Annotated in this window: 20 protein-coding genes, 1 tRNA gene and 1 pseudogene; 15 read left to right on the plus strand and 7 right to left on the minus strand. The window is 62.8% G+C overall.

What is annotated here, in order from left to right:
- Positions 1-211: 211 nt before the first annotated feature.
- The 3 genes from DAES_RS09775 (at position 212) to DAES_RS17340 (ending at position 1198) form a co-directional block, all read left to right on the plus strand.
- A tRNA-Leu gene (locus tag DAES_RS09775) sits at positions 212-298 on the plus strand.
- A 289-nt stretch (positions 299-587) separates the two neighbouring features.
- On the plus strand, positions 588-866 hold the full coding sequence (locus DAES_RS09780; protein WP_013514862.1) for a type II toxin-antitoxin system RelE/ParE family toxin: 279 nt from the start codon (positions 588-590) through the stop codon (positions 864-866).
- Positions 867-934: 68 nt separating this feature from the next.
- Positions 935-1198 carry a HigA family addiction module antitoxin gene (locus tag DAES_RS17340; protein ID WP_236608495.1) on the plus strand — a complete coding sequence of 88 codons (264 nt, stop codon included), beginning with the start codon at positions 935-937 and terminating at the stop codon, positions 1196-1198.
- A gap of 390 nt (positions 1199-1588) precedes the next feature.
- Here DAES_RS17340 and DAES_RS09790 read toward each other — a convergent pair.
- Positions 1589-2664, minus strand: a pseudogene (locus DAES_RS09790) (IS3 family transposase); the annotation flags it as partial.
- A gap of 77 nt (positions 2665-2741) precedes the next feature.
- Here DAES_RS09790 and DAES_RS17630 point away from each other — a divergent pair.
- The 11 genes from DAES_RS17630 (at position 2742) to DAES_RS09855 (ending at position 9367) form a co-directional block, all read left to right on the plus strand.
- Positions 2742-2942 carry a hypothetical protein gene (locus DAES_RS17630; RefSeq protein ID WP_157864842.1) on the plus strand — a complete coding sequence of 67 codons (201 nt, stop codon included), beginning with the start codon at positions 2742-2744 and terminating at the stop codon, positions 2940-2942.
- Between the two features lie 121 nt (positions 2943-3063).
- Positions 3064-3567 (plus strand): hypothetical protein, encoded by a 504-nt coding sequence (locus DAES_RS09800; RefSeq protein ID WP_013514864.1) that lies wholly within the window; start codon positions 3064-3066, stop codon positions 3565-3567.
- Positions 3568-3948: 381 nt separating this feature from the next.
- The gene (locus DAES_RS09810) at positions 3949-4392 is read left to right on the plus strand and encodes a DUF134 domain-containing protein (RefSeq protein ID WP_407635893.1); all 444 of its coding nucleotides are present in this window, start codon (positions 3949-3951) and stop codon (positions 4390-4392) included.
- A gap of 2 nt (positions 4393-4394) precedes the next feature.
- A complete protein-coding gene (locus DAES_RS18040; protein WP_013514867.1) occupies positions 4395-5075 on the plus strand; it encodes a NifB/NifX family molybdenum-iron cluster-binding protein in 681 nt (226 codons plus the stop codon).
- Positions 5072-5956, plus strand: coding sequence for a nucleotide-binding protein (locus DAES_RS09825; RefSeq protein ID WP_013514868.1), 885 nt, complete (start codon positions 5072-5074; stop codon positions 5954-5956). The genes DAES_RS18040 and DAES_RS09825 overlap by 4 nt, the downstream gene beginning before the upstream one ends.
- Positions 5944-6843: an ATP-binding protein gene (locus DAES_RS09830; protein ID WP_013514869.1), complete on the plus strand. Its 900-nt coding sequence runs from the start codon at positions 5944-5946 to the stop codon at positions 6841-6843. Before DAES_RS09825 ends, DAES_RS09830 begins: the two co-directional genes overlap by 13 nt.
- 83 nt (positions 6844-6926) lie before the next feature.
- On the plus strand, positions 6927-7301 hold the full coding sequence (locus tag DAES_RS09835) for a NifB/NifX family molybdenum-iron cluster-binding protein (RefSeq protein ID WP_013514870.1): 375 nt from the start codon (positions 6927-6929) through the stop codon (positions 7299-7301).
- A 76-nt stretch (positions 7302-7377) separates the two neighbouring features.
- A complete protein-coding gene (locus DAES_RS09840) occupies positions 7378-7632 on the plus strand; it encodes an FmdB family zinc ribbon protein (protein WP_013514871.1) in 255 nt (84 codons plus the stop codon).
- A gap of 103 nt (positions 7633-7735) precedes the next feature.
- Positions 7736-8098: a hypothetical protein gene (locus tag DAES_RS16960; RefSeq protein WP_013514872.1), complete on the plus strand. Its 363-nt coding sequence runs from the start codon at positions 7736-7738 to the stop codon at positions 8096-8098.
- 55 nt (positions 8099-8153) lie between these two features.
- Positions 8154-8519, plus strand: coding sequence for a CGGC domain-containing protein (locus DAES_RS09850; RefSeq protein ID WP_013514873.1), 366 nt, complete (start codon positions 8154-8156; stop codon positions 8517-8519).
- A 257-nt stretch (positions 8520-8776) separates the two neighbouring features.
- Positions 8777-9367 (plus strand): DUF922 domain-containing Zn-dependent protease, encoded by a 591-nt coding sequence (locus DAES_RS09855; protein WP_013514874.1) that lies wholly within the window; start codon positions 8777-8779, stop codon positions 9365-9367.
- A gap of 79 nt (positions 9368-9446) precedes the next feature.
- Here DAES_RS09855 and DAES_RS09860 read toward each other — a convergent pair whose 3' ends face one another.
- The 4 genes from DAES_RS09860 to DAES_RS09875 all read right to left on the minus strand — a co-directional run bounded on the left by DAES_RS09860 (position 9447) and on the right by DAES_RS09875 (position 15348).
- Positions 9447-11774 (minus strand): FAD-dependent oxidoreductase, encoded by a 2328-nt coding sequence (locus DAES_RS09860; protein WP_013514875.1) that lies wholly within the window; start codon positions 11772-11774, stop codon positions 9447-9449.
- A gap of 27 nt (positions 11775-11801) precedes the next feature.
- Entirely contained in the window at positions 11802-13436 is a 1635-nt protein-coding gene (locus DAES_RS09865) for a glutamate synthase-related protein (RefSeq protein WP_013514876.1), read from the minus strand.
- On the minus strand, positions 13400-14536 hold the full coding sequence (locus DAES_RS09870) for a class II glutamine amidotransferase domain-containing protein (protein WP_013514877.1): 1137 nt from the start codon (positions 14534-14536) through the stop codon (positions 13400-13402). Before DAES_RS09870 ends, DAES_RS09865 begins: the two co-directional genes overlap by 37 nt.
- 410 nt (positions 14537-14946) lie before the next feature.
- The gene (locus DAES_RS09875) at positions 14947-15348 is read right to left on the minus strand and encodes a type II toxin-antitoxin system HicB family antitoxin (protein ID WP_013514878.1); all 402 of its coding nucleotides are present in this window, start codon (positions 15346-15348) and stop codon (positions 14947-14949) included.
- Positions 15349-15518: 170 nt separating this feature from the next.
- Here DAES_RS09875 and DAES_RS09880 point away from each other — a divergent pair, with 170 nt between their 5' ends.
- Entirely contained in the window at positions 15519-15956 is a 438-nt protein-coding gene (locus DAES_RS09880) for an RrF2 family transcriptional regulator (RefSeq protein ID WP_013514879.1), read from the plus strand.
- 474 nt (positions 15957-16430) lie between these two features.
- On the opposite strand, the gene mltA is transcribed toward DAES_RS09880, so the two are convergent.
- The gene (gene mltA / locus DAES_RS09885; RefSeq protein ID WP_157864844.1) at positions 16431-17690 is read right to left on the minus strand and encodes a murein transglycosylase A; all 1260 of its coding nucleotides are present in this window, start codon (positions 17688-17690) and stop codon (positions 16431-16433) included.
- Positions 17691-17695: 5 nt separating this feature from the next.
- Positions 17696-18796 carry an AI-2E family transporter gene (locus DAES_RS09890; protein WP_013514882.1) on the minus strand — a complete coding sequence of 367 codons (1101 nt, stop codon included), beginning with the start codon at positions 18794-18796 and terminating at the stop codon, positions 17696-17698.
- Positions 18797-18816 lie beyond the last annotated feature (20 nt).

Below are 18816 nucleotides of genomic sequence, written 5' to 3' on the forward strand. Positions count from 1 at the left end.
CGAGGGCATTCCCACCTCCCCGGGGATGCCCTCACCTTTTTGTCCGTCACCCCGGCTTTTCACCGCCCCCATTGTCCGCCACCGTCCCACCCGGCAAAAGACATTGACGCCGCGCCGCGTTGCGGGATAATGGAAAAACCCTTGCCGAGCCGCGGGGCGCAACGGCCCGTGGCCCGCGCCCGCCATCCGCGCCCCGCCTCCGCAACCCCAAGCCTGGGTGGTGGAAATGGTAGACACCCGAGACTTAAAATCTCGTAATCTTCGGATTGTGCGGGTTCAATTCCCGCCCCAGGTACCAAATTTCGATCCGGCACTGCCCGGGATTGTCCAGAAGGCCCCCGCACTACGGGGGTTTTCTTGTCCACTTGCAAAGGAGACGGACTTTCACCTAGCCCGATCAAAGGACAACTGGTCCGCGCTGAGGCGAACAGGATGCGGGTGGCAAACACCGGCGCGGAGCACTTGCCGGAGGCAAATAGATGATGCAGCATGGGCCGACTCCCTAGACAGCTTTAAAGGTGCGGCACGATTATTCCCATCCAAAGCAATGCCCGGCAGTTGACTGATGTTACCTGTGAGGTTACAACGTGATCAAGAGCTTTTCACACAAAGGGCTTGAAGTCTTTTTCAGGAGCGGGAGCACCAAGGGCATACAGGCCAAGCACGCGGACAGGCTCGGCAGGATATTGGACCGACTGGACGCCGCCGCCGAGGCCCGAGACATGAACGCGCCGGGCTACGATCTTCACCCTTTGAAAGGGAATCTGGCCGGGCATTGGTCCGTGAAGGTATCCGGCAACTGGCGTGTGACCTTCCGCATGGACAATGGCAACGCCCACATCGTGAACTATCAGGACTACCACTAGGAGACCGCACCATGGGCACCACAACCCGCAAGCCGACCCATCCGGGGGCAATCATTCGCCAGGACTACATGGAGCCGCTGTCTTTGACCGTCACGGGTCTGGCGGCACACTTGGGTGTCAGCCGCAAGCATCTTTCCCAGATTCTCCATGAAAGGGCCAGCGTCACATCCGGCCTTGCCCTTCGCCTTGCCAGGGCTTTCGATACCACCGCCGATCTTTGGCTCAACCTCCAGCGCAAGCGCGACCTGTGGGAAGCCGAGCGGGACACGCCCGGCCTTGAAAACGTCGAGCCATTGCCAGGGTTGCAGGGGATGGGCAGGGACGCACGATAGACAATATTTACGCGCGCTGGCTTGAGGGTAGTGACCTTCCTCCAAGTGAAAACCCCGGCCTCCCCCGAGGTTGGGTGTGACCTCACATAAGGGAACAGGTCGATGGAGGGGAAACAGTGAGTTCATTGCTAATAAGATTGGTTCCTCGACGCGGCGTGTGGAATTGACCCCATTGGTCTGTTCCAGCCTGGTCAGCGGGTAGCCGGGCAAGGCAAGGATGTTACCTACACAAGAACACCCCTCTTGAATAAAGAGCCTTTTCGGGTTATGGGTTTCCTCAAAAAAGGGACTCCCCGCTGTAAAGTCCCCTTTCATAGGGCCAGTTAACGGTAGAGACTCCCGACAGTTTTCGGGGGGGTTGCCCAGAGGGCAGGGGGTACCCCCTGCCCTCTGGGCAGCAAAATTTATCGGCGACATATTCCCCAGGGATTCATGAGGACGTCCCTCGTTGTACTCACGGATAAAGTCCTCCGTAATGGCCCGAACTTCGCTCAGGCTGTTGAACACGTACAAATCAAGCACTTCTTCTCTGTAGGTCCGGTTGAACCGCTCGATGTATGAGTTCTGGGTGGGCTTGCCAGGCTGAATGAACTCCAGATTCACGCCATGCGATTCTGCCCAGGCCGCCATGACAGTCCCCGAGAACTCCGGACCATTGTCCATTCGCAACCTTTCGGGATAGCAGCCACGCTCTTCGGCGACCCGATCCAGCACCCTTACCACTCTTCCTGCTGGCATATTGGTATCGATTTCCACGGCCAAGGCCTCACGGTTGTAATCATCTACAGCGTTGAAAGTCCTGAAGACGCGACCGCTGTAAAGGGTGTCCCGCATGAAATCGATCGACCAGCAATGGTTTGGCGCAAGCGGCTGGGCCACTGCCGTCCGAGAGGCTTGCGGAAGCCGCTTCTTGGCCTTGCGCTTCAGGTTCATTTTCAAGAGGCAGTAAACCCTCCAAACCTTCTTGTGGTTCCAGGGCTTGCCCTGCTGTCGAAGGACGTTGAAAAGTTTACTGAAGCCCCATGTAGGCTTTTTCTCGGCCAGTTCAGTCAAGGCTGCGATGACATCGCTATCGTCCCGCGGGTGCGGCTTGTAGGCGTAGTAGCTCCTACTGATGCCCATGGCCGCGCAGGCCTTGCGCGAGCTCAGCTCAAACGCGTTGACCATGTGCGTGACAACTTCCTTGCGTTGAACTGGCCTCAGAGTTTTTTTTCGATTACATCCTTGAGCGCCATGTTTTCCAGGCTGAGGTCGGCGAACATCTGCTTGAGCTTACGGTTCTCCGCTTCGAGATCCTTCATCCGTTGGATATCGGATGCCTCCATGCCGCCATACTTTGACTTCCACTTGTAGTACGTGGCGCTGCTCACGCCGTGCTCGCGGCAGACATCGACGACAGTCCGTCCGCCTTCCACTGCCTTCAGGATCTTGACGATCTGGTACTCACTGAACTTCGATTTACGCATACAAAACTCCTGTCCCATTTTGGGCCAGAAGTCTCTACTTGGCAATGGACCTAGTTTACGGGGACTTTACACCCGCCATGACCAAATCCAAGGTTCTTTTTCCTTTACTATTGCTGGTCTTTATTGCCGCAACCACACCCGTTCCGGCTCAAAAAAACTCCTTTGTGGAGGGTTTGATTAAGGCTGCCGAGCAGGGGGATGTGGATGCGCGATTTTGTCTAAGATTCAGAATGATTCAGTCTGAGTCAGACTCCCGCTGCCTACCTGATGAAAGCTAGCCTGAAAAGGTGGGGCTGTCTGGACGGATATCCGATTGATGAAAGGATGTGTATTGGTTATGAAAAATTTTGAGACGATCAAGGATGCTTTGTTCACCTTTTTAATGGAGTCTGTATTTTGATGACGATCATCGCCATCATGCTTGCTTGCATCTTGTTTGTCATGCTGTTCGGTAAAGACAAATTCTTTTGCTTGGCCATTATCGCAGGAGGTCTGTTACTGCTTGCCATCGTGCTTGGAGTCGCGGCCATAATCCTGTATTTTGCCTACGAAATCATTGTCAACAAAAGCGCCCCATTCTCGATCAGCCAAGAGACCAAGGAACTGTTCTGGCTGTGCATCTTGGTTGTTGGTGGAATTTTCGCCATTTGCTTGTTTGTCAGAGTTAACTTTATGCGAATGCGAGAGAATGGCAAGCCGCACAGGTCACTGTACATCGTGATAATTTATGGCGTCATTGGCGGATTTGTATATTGCTATTACGATTTTTTAAACACATTGATTGGCAATAATATTATTGGCTTAGTTTTTGGTAATATCGCATGGGTGGCCTACATTTTTGGTGTCCCATTTCTGGCTGTAATAGTCGAGGCATACATAGACAAGCGGAACAATAAAAATTAAGGGGCTGTCCTAGCTAAACACTCCGCTTAGGCTTAGGATGGCATCATGTACCAGAGGACGCTCCTCCGGGCCGCATTGGCGGTCCGGAGGATTTTTCGATTCCACGAAATCACGCAGCGTATCAACCGGGGCCAGTACCCCGGCCCGCTCCTCCTCCTTCCGACCTTTCTTTTAGCCTCGCAACAGGCTGATATGACAATGAAATACTGCCTCACCTTAGTGTGCACACGCACCTTGGCAATCCCACTCTCCCGATGACGCCACGGACTTTCCCAGCCCAAAGGCCGGGTTGCGTTATTTTGAACATATGCTCATTTTACCACTTGACAAACGGCCACATGGTCGTATCATCACATGAACACATACTCATGGAAGGGAGGCGTGTTGGGCAGGCGGAAAAAAAAACGAATGGTCGAGTCGGCCCCCTGTGCGGTGTTCTACAAGCCGCAGGGGATTCCCATGCGGGACCTGGAGAGCCTGGTGCTCTCCGTGGAAGGCCTGGAGGCCCTCCGGCTCGTGGACGGCGAACGGATGCAGCAGGTCGTGGCGGCGGACAGGATGGGCGTATCGCGCCCGACCCTGAGCCGAATCCTCGGCGAGGCGCGAAACACGGTGGCCACGGCCCTGTTCGAGGGCAAGGCCATCCGGGTGGATGGCGGAGAATATCTGCTGTCCTCAGAGCCGTGCTGCAAACGCAAACGCAAACGGCGCTGCCAGATGACGGACGAAATGCCGGACGAAATGCCGGTGGAAATGCCGGATCAAGGCGCGCCGCACGGAAAAACCGGCCCTTTTGACGCCGAGGACCACAACACGGGAGAATGACAATGCCAAGAGGTGACAGTCAATCAGGCAACGGACCAAGGTGCGCGGGCGGTCGCGGACGCGGCATGGGCGGCGGCGGTGGTCGCGGCATGGGCGGCGGCGGTGGCCAGGGCGGCGGCCAGGGCGGCGGCCAGGGCGGCGGCGGTCGTGGTGTCGGCGGCGGCGGTCGCGGTGTTGGCGGCGGCGGTGGTCAGGGAATGGGCGGCGGCGGGCGCGGCAGCGGCCAGGGAATGAATCAGATTTCCCCGTCCCAGGCCGACAGGCCTGTGCAGCCCCTGAACGATATCCGGAGCGGACAGGAATTTGCCGGCATCCGCAGGCTGGCCGTCACCAGCGAGGGACCGGCCATGACCGACCGCGTTGACCCGCGCTTTGGCCGGGCTGCCGGGTTCGTGGTCGTGGATCTGGAAACCATGGAGACCTCCTATGTGGACAACGGGGCGTCCCAGGCCCTGGCCCAAGGGGCTGGAATCCAGGCTGCCGAGACCCTGGCCAACGCGGGAGTCCAGGCCGTGATCACCGGCTCTGTCGGCCCCAAGGCATTCACCGCCCTGTCGGCGGCAGGCATCAGGATCGGCCAGGGGGTCGAGAATGTCACCGTGGCCGAGGCGGTCAGGCTCTTCACCTCGGGCTCGGTTCCCTTTGCCGACACCCCGAACAGCCCGTCCGGGGTCAACAAGTGATATACGCCATTGCGAGCGGCAAGGGAGGCACGGGCAAAACCACCGTGGCCTCGTCGCTGGTCTCCCTGTGGGACCGTCCGGTCACTGCCGTGGACCTCGATGTGGAAGAGCCCAATCTGCACCTCTTCCTCAAGCCGAACATCCACAGAACCGACCCCGCCTACATCGAGATACCGGAAGCGGACGAATCCAAGTGCACCCTGTGCCGGATCTGCTCCACCCTGTGCCAGTTCAAGGCCATCACGGTCATGGGCGACACCCTGCTCATCTTCCCGGAAATGTGCCACGGCTGCGGCGGCTGCCTCGCCGTCTGCCCGGAAGGGGCGCTGACGCCCGGTCGGCGGCAGCTTGGCGAAATCTGCCACGGACAGGCGGGCGACGCCCGGTTCATCATGGGCAGGCTGCGCGTGGGCGAGGCCATGAGCCCGCCGCTCATGCGCCAGGTCAAGGCGCTCTTCGGCGACATCACTGCCAAAGACCCCCAGGCGGACATCATCGTGGACGCCCCGCCCGGCGTCAGTTGCCCGGCGGTCAGCGCGGTTATCGACGCGGATTGCATCGTGCTCGTCACCGAGCCGACCCCGTTCGGCTTCCATGACTTCAAACTCGCCTGGGAGGCGTTCTCGCCCTTTGGCATCCCCATGGGCGCGGTCATCAACCGGGCCGGGATCGGCGACGACACGGTCAAGCGGTTCTGCGAGGACAAGAACATCCCCATCTGGGCAGAAATCCCCTTTGACCGGGCCATTGCCGAGGCCTATTCGCGCGGCGAGGTGGTGGCCCAGGCCCTGGCCCCGCTCAAGGAGACCTTTCACCAGCTCCGCCGCGCCATGCGCCAGGCGGCCCAGACACGACAGGAGGCCGCGACATGCGCGAAATAGTCGTCATCAGCGGCAAGGGCGGCGCAGGCAAGACCTCCATCACCGGGGCCTTTGCCCACGTGGCCGAGAATGCCATTATCTGCGACCTGGATGTGGACGCCCCGGACCTGCACCTGCTCCTCGACCCGCGCCACAAGGTCGAGCACGAATTCCACTCCGGCAACGAGGCGGTCATCGACCCCGAGGCGTGCATCGGATGCGGCCAATGCGCCGAGCTGTGCCGCTTCGACGCCATTGCCGGACCGGATTGTAATCATCCGGGCATAGCCTACCGCGTCCTTCCTTTCCGTTGTGAGGGGTGCAAGGTCTGCGTGGAGCTCTGCCCGGCCAAGGCCATCGCCTTCCCGCAGCGACACTGCGGGCAGTGGTATGTCTCGGACACGCGCTTTGGCACCATGGTCCACGCCCAGCTCTTTCCGGGCGAGGAAAACTCCGGGCGGCTGGTCACCCTGCTCAAGCGCGAGGCCCGGACCATCGCCCAGAGCCAGGGCATCGACCTCGTCCTGTCCGACGGCGCGCCCGGCATCGGCTGCCCGGTGATCAGCTCCCTGGCCGGGACCGATCTGGCCGTACTTGTCACCGAACCCACGCCCTCGGGCATCCACGACCTGATGCGCGTGGCCGAGCTGTGCGACGGGTTCAAGGTCAAGGTCGGGGTGATCATCAACAAGTGGGATATCAACCCTGGACAGGCGGACGCCATCGAGTCGTACTGCACCGGCAAGGGGTACACGGTGATCAGCCGCTTCCCCCACGACCGGGCCGTGACCGACGCCATGGTCAACCGGCAGGTGCTGACCGAATACGACCACGGTCATCTTGCCGACACCCTCAAGGCGGCCTGGGCCGACACCCTGGCCTTGCTCGACGCGGGCAAGGGCACGTAGCGACAATTTTTGGCCCCGGACGCGGCTCGTCCGGGGCATTTTCAGCACAACGCACACAATAAACCTGTCAAGGAGACCTGGATATGAATACTCTCGTAGCCCTTCCCACTGCCAACCCCGGCGGCATGGACGCCTCTCTGGACGCCCACTTCGGCCACTGCGACCTGTACACTGTCGTGGAGATCGAGGACGGCAAGGTCAAGGATGTCCGCACCCTGCCCAACGTCCCGCACCAGCAGGGCGGCTGCATGGCCCCGGTCAACCACCTGGCCCAGAACAGCGTCAAGGTGCTCATCGCCGGCGGCATGGGCATGCGCCCGCTCATGGGCTTCAACCAGGTGGGCATCGATGTCTACCACGGCAACGGCATGGCCACTGTCTCGGCGGCCATCCAGGCCTTCATCGAAGACAAGCTGCCCCGCTTCACGCAGGAGTTCACCTGCGGCGGCGGCCAATAGGCAAGATCATGACGCGGGCGGTCTGTTCACACAGACCGCCCGCGTCACGCGACAGACACCGACACGGAGAAGAGCCATGCCCATCTATGACATCCGCTGCGACGCCTGCGGCTATGAAGGCGAGGTCATCGTGCTCAAGAGCGACGCCCCGGCACAATGCCCGGAATGCGCCAGCCAGCGCACCACCAGGATCATGTCCCCCACCAGTTCCTTGACCGGAAAAAGCGCATCACCGCTTCCCGGCCCAGGCGACACCGGCTGCTGCGGCTCCGCGCCCGGCCACTCGGGATGTGCCGGACCCGGCTCCTGTTGCGGCAGAAACGTCGGCTGACCACGAACGATCCCCGCAGTCGCGCCATCGCCGCGCCTGCGAGGCTGACAGGCCGCTCCAAGGCGACCACCACATTGCAACGCTCCCCCGGAGAGACACAGCCATGCTCATCGTCATCGCATCCACCCGCGCCCAGGAACTCGGCCCGTTCCTCGCCCCCCTGAAACGCATCAAGGGGTGCAATCTCGTCTTTGCCCCCACAGGGTCTGCCACCCTCGAAATCGTGCGCACCGGCGCGCCGTCCTTTGTCGTGATTGACGAAAAGCTGCCCGACTTGGATCCGCTCAAGCTCGTGACCGAGATCATGATGGTCAACGCCATGGTCAACACCGCCGTGGTCACGCCCCTGTCCGACGAGGAATTCCACGAAGCCAGCGAAGGGCTCGGCATCCTGGCCTCGATCCCGTCCGCCCCGACCGCGAGGGACGGCGAGCGGGTCGCGGAGATATTCTCGCGCTTCATGTAGATCACGGGACACGGGGGTCCGCCCCGCGCCCGCTCAACCGCATATGGAGGACTGCATGGAAAAGATTCTGATCATCGGTTGTCGCAACACCATGGACGACGTGTGCATTGGCTGCTCCCGGTGCATGGTCGCCTTCAACCGCAGGGAAGGGTATTTCGCACGCTACAAGGACATGGATGCCGAGCTCATCGGCATCCTCAACTGCGGCGGCTGCCCCGGCACGAGCATCGTCCAGCGGCTGGTGCAGGTCAAGCTGTGGAACCTCCCGCTGCATGAGCAGCCCACCAAGATCCATGTCGGCCCCTGCCTGGTGGACCACTGTCCCTACTACGACGACCTGGTCACCAAGATTCACGCCAAGGCCGGAATCGAGGTCATCGAGGGCGCGCATCCGTACATGCCCGCCACTGTTTTCGCCTGACAACCGGGGTGCGCCCCGCAGGGCGGACCCCCATCCGGCCATTCCCGACGGCTGTTCATGAGGCCGGGACTGCGCGAGCGGCGACACGGCCCTGACGCACACGCGAATGCGCCCGTCCCGCCACCGTTCACCCCGCGGCCCGCTTCGTGAACAGCCGGTTGACTCCCGCGCCGTCCCCTGCCCGATGATCCGCCTTGCCCCCGCCGCGCCGATGTGGTGAAATGCCCCCACACATCCACCCCCGGACCGAGGCATTAATGCACACGACATTCCGCATTTCCACAATCTGGCGGACCTTCCTGATCCTGACCCTGCTGACGCTGACCGCCGCGCCCGCCCTGGCCGCGGTGATCGTCACCACCAAGACCGAGCACTATCCGGTGAACGGCCTGACCCACAAGGAGATCGCCGAGAACCTCAAGCGCCAATCGCCCATCGTCATGGACGGACGCACCTTCCAGGCCCACACCCAGTCCAACATCCGCTACGAATTCTCCTGGACCAGGCGAAATGGCCGCTGCGCCATGAAGCAGGCCACGGTCTTCATCGACATCACCTACAAATATCCAAGGCTGGCTGAGACGCCGGACAATGAGACCCTGCGCTGGTGGCAGGGCCATCTGGACAAGCTCGCCGAGCACGAACAGGTCCACGGCAAATATGCCCTTGAGGCGGCCCACGAGCTGGATAAGGCCCTCAACAGCTTAAGCGACCTGGACTGCGCCACGGTCAAGGAGGTGGTCAAGGCCCTGGGCGACGCCACCCTGGAGTCCTTGCAGGAGCGCCAACGCACCTACGACGCCCTGACCGAGCACGGGTTGCAGCAGCACGAGTACACGGGCCAGTAGCCCCCATTTTCCAACGCCACACGAAAAGGGCGCCGGGAGTGATCTCCCGACGCCCTTGCCGATTCGTTTTCAGGCCCGATTATCCCAGAGGCTCGGCTTCCTTCAGATCCCAGATGCCGCAGGGGCAGCAGTTGGCGCAAAAGCCACAGGCTATGCACTTGTCCGCGTCCACCACGCGCTCAAACGCCCCGCCCTCAAGCTCCACCCGGCGGATGGCCGACTGGGGACAGACGGTCTCGCACAGGTAGCAGTCCCGGCAGGCGCCGCAGGACGAGCACTCGGACGCGCACTGCTTCATGTCGCTGAACTCGATGACACGCGGGTCGAAGTATTCAAGCGTCATGCGCGAGTAGTCGATCATCTGGCGGGTGTCGGACTGCGGACGGCGGTTGTTGAAGATGTCGTCAATGACCTCGGCGGCGCGGCGGCCATGGCCGATGGCGTGGGTCAGCAGGCCGGGGCGCACGAGATCGCCGATGGCAAAGGTCCGGGAATCCGTGGTCTGATAGTCGCTGTTGACCACCACATGGCCGCGGTCCAGCGCGATGGTGTCGGGCAGGAACCCCACGTCCGGCTGGTCGCCGATGGACATGATGACCGTGTTCGCCTCCAGCAGCTCGCCGGACTGGAGCAGCACGCCCTTGTCCGTGATCTCCTTGGTGAAACAGGGCCACTTGAAGCGCGCTCCGACCTCCTCGGCCTCCTTGCGCTCCTTGCCGAAGGAGGCGGGTTCCTGGATGTCGATGAGGGTGATGTCCTCGGCTCCGAGCCCGGCGGCCACGGTGGCCACATCGCAGCCCACGTTGCCCGCGCCGATGATGACCACCCGCCTGCCGGGCTTGGCCTCGCCCCGCTTGGCCTGCTTGAGGAAGGTCAGGGCCGGGATAATGCGCTCATGACCGGGCACCGGGATGATGCGCGGCTTCTGCGCGCCCACGGCCAGGATCACGAAGTCGAACTCCTCCCTGAGCCGGACGAAATCTTCCGCCTTCAGCTCCTGACGCAGGTGGACGTGGGGCAGCACCTCGGCAGCGCGCTTGATTTCCGCCTCTACCACTTCTCTGGGCACCCGGCTGTTGGGAATGGCCGAGGCGATCTTGCCGCCCAGGGTCTCGGCCATGTCGTAGACCACGGCCTCGTGCCCCTTCATACGGATCTGCCACGCCACCGAGATGCCCGCCGGACCGCCGCCGATGACGGCCACGCGCTTGCCGGACAGGGGCGGCAGCTTGGGAGCCGCGCTCTTGTACCCTTCACGACCGAGCTTGGTGATGTCCACCGAGGCCATGTCGCCGGTCTTGCGGGTACAGCCGTCCATGCACAGGTTCGGACACAGGTAGCCGCAGACCGTGGCCGGGAACGGCGTGTAGGCCAGGGCGAGGTCCATGGCCTCGTCCACCAGCCCGTCGCGCACCAACTGCCAGCGCTCCTGCACGGGCATGCCCGTGGGACAGCTGGACTGGCACGGGGCCATGTACTTGCGGTTCTCCCACACCGGCACCTTGCGCCGCAGGTCGCCATGGACAATGAGCGGGATGGGCGAACGGTCGAGGCTGGTCAGGTCGCCGATGAGGCCGCCCCGGCCAAGCTCCGCGTCCCAGACTCCGGCCCGGAACTCGCGCATGGACCGGCGCGCCTTGCCCTTTTTCTCAAAGGGCGTCCTGGCCCGGATGAGCTGCCACTCCTCGCGCCGGGTCAGTTTCTTGACCAACCGGGTGCGTTTGATCTTGTTGAGGAATTCTGAGATGTTGACGGTCAGCCACTCCCAGGAGGCGTCATCGATGGGTTCCATCAGGGCATCGGCCTGGGAGAATCCGTCGATAGGACCGCGCACGAAGATGCGGCCTCCGACCATGCCCACGCAGGGACGGTAGCCGAGCACGTTGGCCGGGTTCTGCGGCTCGTGGCCGCAGACCACCGCCGTGCCGCCGGCCATGAACTCGCCAAAGTAGTCGCCCACCGAGCCGAGCACCCAGAGTTCGGGCGGGGCAAAGCGCGGGTTGGTCTTGGTCATGGTCATGGCGCGCGCGCCGAGGTTGCCCGCGATACGCACCTTGCCCTGGGCCATGGCGTTGCACGCGCCGTTGCTGCCATTGCCGTGGACGATGATCTCCGCGCCCGCGTTGAGCCAGCCCACGTCGTCGGAGATGCCCCCCATGACCTCAATGGTGGTGCCTGGGAATCCCTTGGAGCCGATGCGCTGGCCCGGCGAACCGGTGATGGTGACGTGGATCGGCTCTTCCCTGGATATCCAGAGCCTGCCGCCGATGCCGTGCTGACCCACGGCCTCCACCTCGATCCGACGCGCGCCCTCGCGCACGGCGCGCTGGATGCGCTCCTCAAGGATGCGCGACTCGATGCGGACCCCGTCGTCGTGGCCGCTGATGCGATGTATTCTTTTTGCCATATTGATTACTCCCGTACTCCCTGGAGCCTAGATCACGTATTTGATGTCCAGGCGTTCGGCGGCGTCCTTGTCGCTGATGCCGAGGCCGTCGGACATGCCGATGGGCAGCGAGGTGGACCGGCCAAGGGGCGCGAACACCTTGCGCAGCTCGATGTCGAAGGCGAGGTAGAAATCCACCACCCTCTCGGCCACCTGCTCCGGGTCCAGGCGGCGGTAGATGCGCGGGTCCTGCGAGGTGATGCCCTTGGGGCAGACGCCGATGTTGCAGACGTTGCAGCGATCCTTCTCGCTGCCCACGCAGCCCGCGCCCGCCTGCATGACATACTTGCCGATCTGGACCATGCTCGCGCCCAGCATGATGAGCGCCGCAGCGTTGGCCGCCAGGTTGCCATGCTTGCCGATGCCTCCCCCCGCGATGAGCGGGATTTCGTTCTGCGCGCCCGCCTGGCACAGGGCCTTGTAGCAGTCGCGCAGGTTGGAGGCGATGGGATGGCCCATGTGGTTCATGGACACGTTGTAGGCCGCGCCCGTGCCGCCGTCCTCGCCGTCGATGGCCAGCCCGGCGGCATACGGGTTGCGCACCAGATTGTTGAGCACGGCCAGCGACGTGGAAGAGGCCGATATCTTGGGATAGACCGGCACCCGGAATCCCCAGGCCATGGACATGGACTGGATCATCTTGGCCACAGACTCCTCGATGGAATACTGGGTCTGGTGGGTGGGTGGGCTGGGCAGGCTGACGCCAGTCGGCACGCCGCGGATGGCCGCGATGAGCTTGTTGACCTTGTACCACATGAGCAGGCCGCCGTCGCCCGGCTTGGCTCCCTGGCCGTACTTGATCTCGATGGCGCAGGGGTCTTCCTTCATCTCCGGGATGGCGTGGATGATCTCGTCCCAGCCAAAGTAGCCCGAGGCGATCTGCAAAATGACATATTTGAGAAAGCGCGAGCGCAGCAGGCGCGGCGGACAGCCGCCCTCGCCGGTGCAGATGCGCACGGGCATGCCCAGTTCCTCGTTGAGGTAGGCCACGCCCATCTGCAAGCCTTCCCACATGTTGGGCGAGAGCGCGCCAAAGGACATGCCGCCAATGACCAGGGGGTGTATCTCGCGCACGGGCGGCTTCCACCCGTTCTCGCGCTGGCAGCGGATCTCGTCTTCGGGCGAGAGGACGCGGCCCAGCAGCGTGCGCATGTCGAACTCGTGGCGGCCCGCGTCCAGGGCAGGGTCGGTGAGCATGGAAATGCGGATGAACTTGATCTGGTCGAGCAGGCTCTCGCCGCTGTTCCTGCGTCCGCCGCGGGTGCGCGGCTGGCCGCCCCGGTTGTTGTGGAATTGCAGGGTGGTGGAGTCGTACTGGCGGGTCGGCTCAATGGCGTTGTTCGGGCAGACCATGGCGCACATGGCGCAGCCGATGCAGGCATAGGCCGGGTCCGTGCGCTGGCGGATGCCGTAGTAGACGGAAAAGGTGTTGGACGGCTTGGCCTGAAGCCCCATGGGCGCGTTGATCTCGCGCTTGCGGAACACGCCAAGCTCAATGGCGTTCACCGGACAGACGGCGGTGCACCGGCCACATTTGGTGCAGGTGGCGATATCCCATTTGATCTGCCAGGGCAGATCCTTGACGCCTAGCGTTGCAGGGGTAACGGGTCGTTCTGAGAGCATTGGACAACCTCCCGGCAATCGGGTCCGACGATTGCGGTATCGAGATGCATGGGTTGAAAATCTTTGCTTCTGTCACGGTCGGGGATGGCGGCGTTGAGCCCGCAGATCTCGGACGAGAAGGCGAAGATGCCGGTCTGCGGATTGCCGCCCACCACGCCGGGGCGCAGTTTCTTGCGGTCCTGCACCATGAACATGGTGCCGTCGGGCAGGCAGCCGATGACGCAGTTGGGGCCGTCGATGATCAGCTTGCGGCATGACCGCTTGAGGCTGACGAGGAACTCCCTGTCCTGGTGGGTGCGCATCTCATCGTCGCTCAAGGGGGTGATGACGTGCTTGTAGGCGCGGATGTTGAGGCCCAGCTTGCGGGTCGCGAAATGGGCGATGTGGGTGAAGACCTCGGAATCGGACTGGTAGCCGGAGTAGCCCTCCACCCCGCGCGACATGAGGTATTCCCTGATGGGCACAAAGGCGGTGTTCTCGCCGTTGGTCATGGTGCTGATGCCTTCGATGAAGAAGGGATGGCAGGCATAGAGGTTGATGGCGTAGTTGGTGTTCTGCCTGCCCTGGGCCAGGATGCGCCGGGCGTGGAGCTCCTCGCGGCCAAGCTCCAGGTAGCTGCCCATTTCCAGGGGGTCGCCCACTTCCTTGATCATGATGGTGTCGGGCCACAGCGAGAAGGCCATCATGTCGCCGGTCCGCTCGCCCTCGGCGCGCAGGCCGAGCCGGGTCCGGACCAGAAGCCCGCCGCGCTCGTCGTCGGACATGTCCGCCCATGCGGCAGGCGGCTCGTAGGCGATGGCGGCGTAGGTGCCGCGCCTGGGCGTGCCTGTCGGCGGCGCTGACTTGGGCATGAAAAGCACGCTACGTTTGGGTTTGAAGCCCCGGCCCTCCATGTATTCATCCAGACGGCCCAGCCCGGCCTCGGTGAAAATGCCCGAGAGGATCGGGGACTCTCTCATCTCCCCGAAGGGGCCGCCTAGCCCGCTGAGGTACAGCCCCACGCCGGAACCGTCATGCCCTTCCTTCATTACATTGAGGGCGTCGATGGCAAGCATGGGAGACACCGGATCGCGGCTCGTGAGCGCAAATAAACGGCACATGATCTCAAGTCACTCCGCAGTTAAAGGGTTGGGCTGCCAAAAACGGCAGCGCGGCGCACACCGGCGGCACCGCCCTGCGCGGTTCGCCCGCGTCCAAAGGCGGCGCGGAACCGACGCCTGCGGACGGATAAGATAAAAATCAACGCAGTTGCATGCCGTTTCGCACCACCGCGTTGCAGGCGATTGACATTTTTGCAACTAGGCGTAGCCGCCCATTCAAACCGGGCCGCCCGGCCACGCCACCTGTACCGGCAGGCGAACGTAGACCAAAACCCAAAAGCCTGCAACCCGGTCGTTTGCGGCCATATTTGCATTTTTGGCAATTTGATAATGAAACAGGATTCAAAAGTGTCGCTGGTTTGCCGACTGCCAGATTGCCGACCACAAAACGCGCCACCAGGGCCGGTCTCTTATTCGGAGAACGGGTCGGACTTGAGGGCGTGCCGGGCGGCCACCCCCAGGAAGTCGGCGGGCGAGATGCCGTACTGGCGGCAGTATTTCTCGATGCGTCCGAGCAGGTAGGCGTGCATGACCACCCCGATCTCGACGAAATCGCCGTCTTCGGCCTGCACGGTGATGTTGATGGCCTTCTTGCCCGCACTGCCGGGCAGGGCGGCCACATCCTTCTTGGACATGGGCGCGGGCAGCTCCCCACCCTCTTCCAGAAAAAACTCGATGTAGAGCGAGAGCGCCTCATGGGCCTGATCCACGGCCTCGTCCAGGTCATCGCCAAAGGTAGTGCAGTCGGGAAAGTCGGGGAATGTCACGGAATAGCCGTGCTTTTCCTTTTCAAAAATGGCGACGTATTGCATCGGAATCGACTCCTGCGGGGGATGCCCGGTTCAGCCCGTCTATACAGCGGATCGCCCCGGCAGGCAATGGCCGTCGGCTTGACGGGCATACCCGATTGTTTTACTCAGATATTGACAAGGCACCGGACGCATCCGGCGCAAACCCCAGCCCGGACGCCGGGACACAGGCCATGAAACTCTCCGCACGCTCCCGCTACGCCGCACGACTCCTGCTCGCCCTCGCCATGCACAAAGGCGACGGACCGGTGCGCACCTCGGATCTGGCCGACCGCACCGGCATCACGGCCCAGTTCATCGAGCAGATCATCCGCCCGCTCAAGCAGGCGGGCATGGTTGCTTCGGTGCGCGGCGCATCCGGCGGCCACCTGCTCGACAGGCAGCCCGCAGCCATTACCCTGGGCGAGATCGTCCGGACCATGGAGGGCTCGGCCAACATCGCGAGCTGCCTCGACTGCGACACCGCCTGCGACCGCACGGGCGACTGCCTGACCAGAACCGCCTGGGAGCGGGCCTCGCGCGCCATGGAACGCGAACTGGACGCCATCACCCTGGCCGACCTGATGCCCGGCGGTGACTGCTGCGCCACCCCCTGCGCCGACATCTCCTGATCCCTGCCCAGCAAACCAGACGCGCCTGGAACGCTCCCCGGTACAAACCGACCGCTCACCGGGCCGCCCGGCGGCCCATCGTGCGCCCGACCGTTCGCCAGTTCCAACCGGCCATCCACCAGAGAGAACTTCGTGAACCGCCCCCCCCTATCGTATTGATGCCCATGCGCCGACAAGACGGACAGCGCACCACAAACTCGGGAGGTCGAAATGTACGTCTACTTCTGCAAGGATTCCAATTGCAAGGGACACACGAAAAGCTGGGAGCGATGCTGCGATCTGCGCGCCTTCTCCGCCATCAGAGCCGCACCCGGCGGGCACGCCGCGTCCAGAGTCGAATCCGCTCCTCCGAAACACGGGGCTTCCACTAGGCCGCTGCCGGTTTAGCCGGCTTGCAGACGCCCTGCCTGATCGCCTGGTTGTGAAGTTTCAAAAGGCTGTTCGCTCGCGCCGCCAGCCCCTGCCCCTGGCCGCCTAGTTGACCGAGGCAGAGGTCTGATCCGTCCGCGCGTCGAGAACCCGCCTGCTGACGAGCATGAAGACCTCGGATTGCTCCTGAAGATGTCCGGCCAGGGTCTCGGCCTCGCTGCCTGATCCGCAAAAGAGGTCCATGCGCGTTCCCTGGATGGCCCCGCCCGTGTCCTGGGCCAGGACAAGGGACATGAACGGCTCGGACTGGCCGGTGGCATAATCCATGAGCGAGGTTTTGAGGGCGAGCACCGACCCCAGCGGGGTCATGGCCCGGTCCACGGCCACGCTCACGCGCGGGGTCAGGATGGTATTCATGGCCCCGAACGGCCCGACATCCGAGAGACGAAAAAAGACATAGCTCGGGTTGGCGAACATCACTTCGCCCGCCTTGTCCGGGTTGGCGCTCAGGAACTCCCTGATGCGCTGCATGCTCATCTCCTCCCTGGGCACATGGCCCTGGTTGATGAGCACCTTGCCTATGGACACGTACTCGCGCCCGTTGCGCCCGCCATACAGGATGTGCCGCACCGATCCGTCCGGCAGCACCAGCCGCCCCGAACCCTGGACCTGCAAAAAGAAGATGTCCACCGGGTCCTTGACCCAGGCAATCTCGTGCCCCCTGCCCGCCAGCGCACTCTTGGCGTCTATGGCCGCCCGGTCATGGTACGGCTCAATGCCCTCCTGCCCCACGCGATAGACCAGGGACTGCCCCTGCCAACGCGGATGAAACTTGCCCAGGTCCACGGTCTTCAGATCGTCCGGCTGCGCGTACAGGGGATACTTGTATTCCCCGCCGGGGGTCAGCGAGGCCTCCAGCCAGGGCTCGTAATACCCTGTCAGGAGCGTGCCCGGCTCGACCCTGAGCCAGGCGAACCGCTCGGCGACCAGGCCGGGGTCAGCATCAAGCCCGGGCAGCAGCCCGATGAGCTCGGCCACGCCGTCGCCAAGCTGCGCCCAGGTCAGGGTCAGACCGGGTCGGCTGACGCAGACCGCGTTCTGGGGCCGCCTGAGTATATAGCGCAGACTGTCCTCCAGACCGGGACGGAGCGCGGTCCACGAACCGAGCCCCTGGACCCGGACGGACAGGGACGCGGCCAGCCCGGCGGCCTCGGCATCGCCCAGCAGGGCGTAGGCCGGGGTCATGTCCTTTACCGGGGCCGGTTTCGCCCCAGTCTCCGGGGCAGGCACCCCTTTGGCGCAGCCAGACGCAAACACCGCCAGCAGCAGAACCAGGGCAAAGGCCGGGAACAGTCGGAGCGTCATCGGCATCATTCCTCGCAATCCTTGAGGTCTTCGGCGTATTCCTCGACATATATCTGCAGCATGACCATGACCAGACTCAGGATGAGCGGACCGTAGAAGATCCCAAGCATCCCGAAGGTGTACACGCCGCCGAGGATGGCCAGAAAAATGTAGAAGGTGGACACGCGGGACGCCTCTCGCATGAAAATGGGCCGCAGGATGGTGTCGATGCCGACCACGACTATGCCGCACCACAGGGCCAGCAGGGTGGCTTCCTTCCACTGCCCTGACAGGAGGAGGAAGCCCACGGCAGGCACCCAGACCAGCCCGGTGCCCAGCACCGGAATGAGCGAGGCCAGCGCCATCATCGCCCCCCAGAAAAAGGCCGGGATGCCGACCACGGCCAGCCCGGCACCGCCCGCCAACCCTTGGAGCACAGCCACGAGCAGGCAGCCCATGAGCACCCCCCGCGCCACCCGCCTGAGGCTGTCGATGATGTAGTCCTCCTGCCTGGGTCGCAGGGGGGAGAGGAGCTTGACGTAGGCCACCATCTTGGCCCCGTCGCGCATGAAATAAAAGAGGATGAAGACCATGAGCAGGAAATGAAGCACCAGAATGGCCGCGTTCCTGACCAGTTCAGTGCCTGCGCCGATCATGAGCTGGGCGAAATCCCTTGAATACTGGATGATGCTGGCCTGGAGATCAATCTCGCTGATGCGCAGGAACGGCAACTCCCGCTGAAACCACAGCAGATACCCCTCCAGCCTCTCGCTGCTGGCCAGGGAGTCCAGCCCGCCCTTGGCCACCCAGGCGTTCAGGGTCACCAGGGATTCCACGCCCTGGCTGATGAGAGCCATGACCAGAAACGTCATGGGCAGGAGCAGGCAGAAGACGATGATGGCCACTGTGATCAGCGAGGCTATGTTTCGATGGCCCTTGACCGCAGGCAGCACCCAGGCGAACACCGGCGAGAAGAGCACGGCCAGGACCGTGGAAAAGATCATGGTGTGCAAAAAGGGCTCGACTATGGAAAAACCGAGATACAGCGCAAAAAGCAGCAGCAGGATGAAAAACACCTTGTAGATGCCGCCATCAAGCAGAGACGAAGATCCATTCAAACCGCTCATGGGGGTACGCTCTCCGGGGG

The organism is Pseudodesulfovibrio aespoeensis Aspo-2, from assembly GCF_000176915.2.
GTDB classification, from domain to species: Bacteria; Desulfobacterota; Desulfovibrionia; order Desulfovibrionales; family Desulfovibrionaceae; genus Pseudodesulfovibrio; species Pseudodesulfovibrio aespoeensis.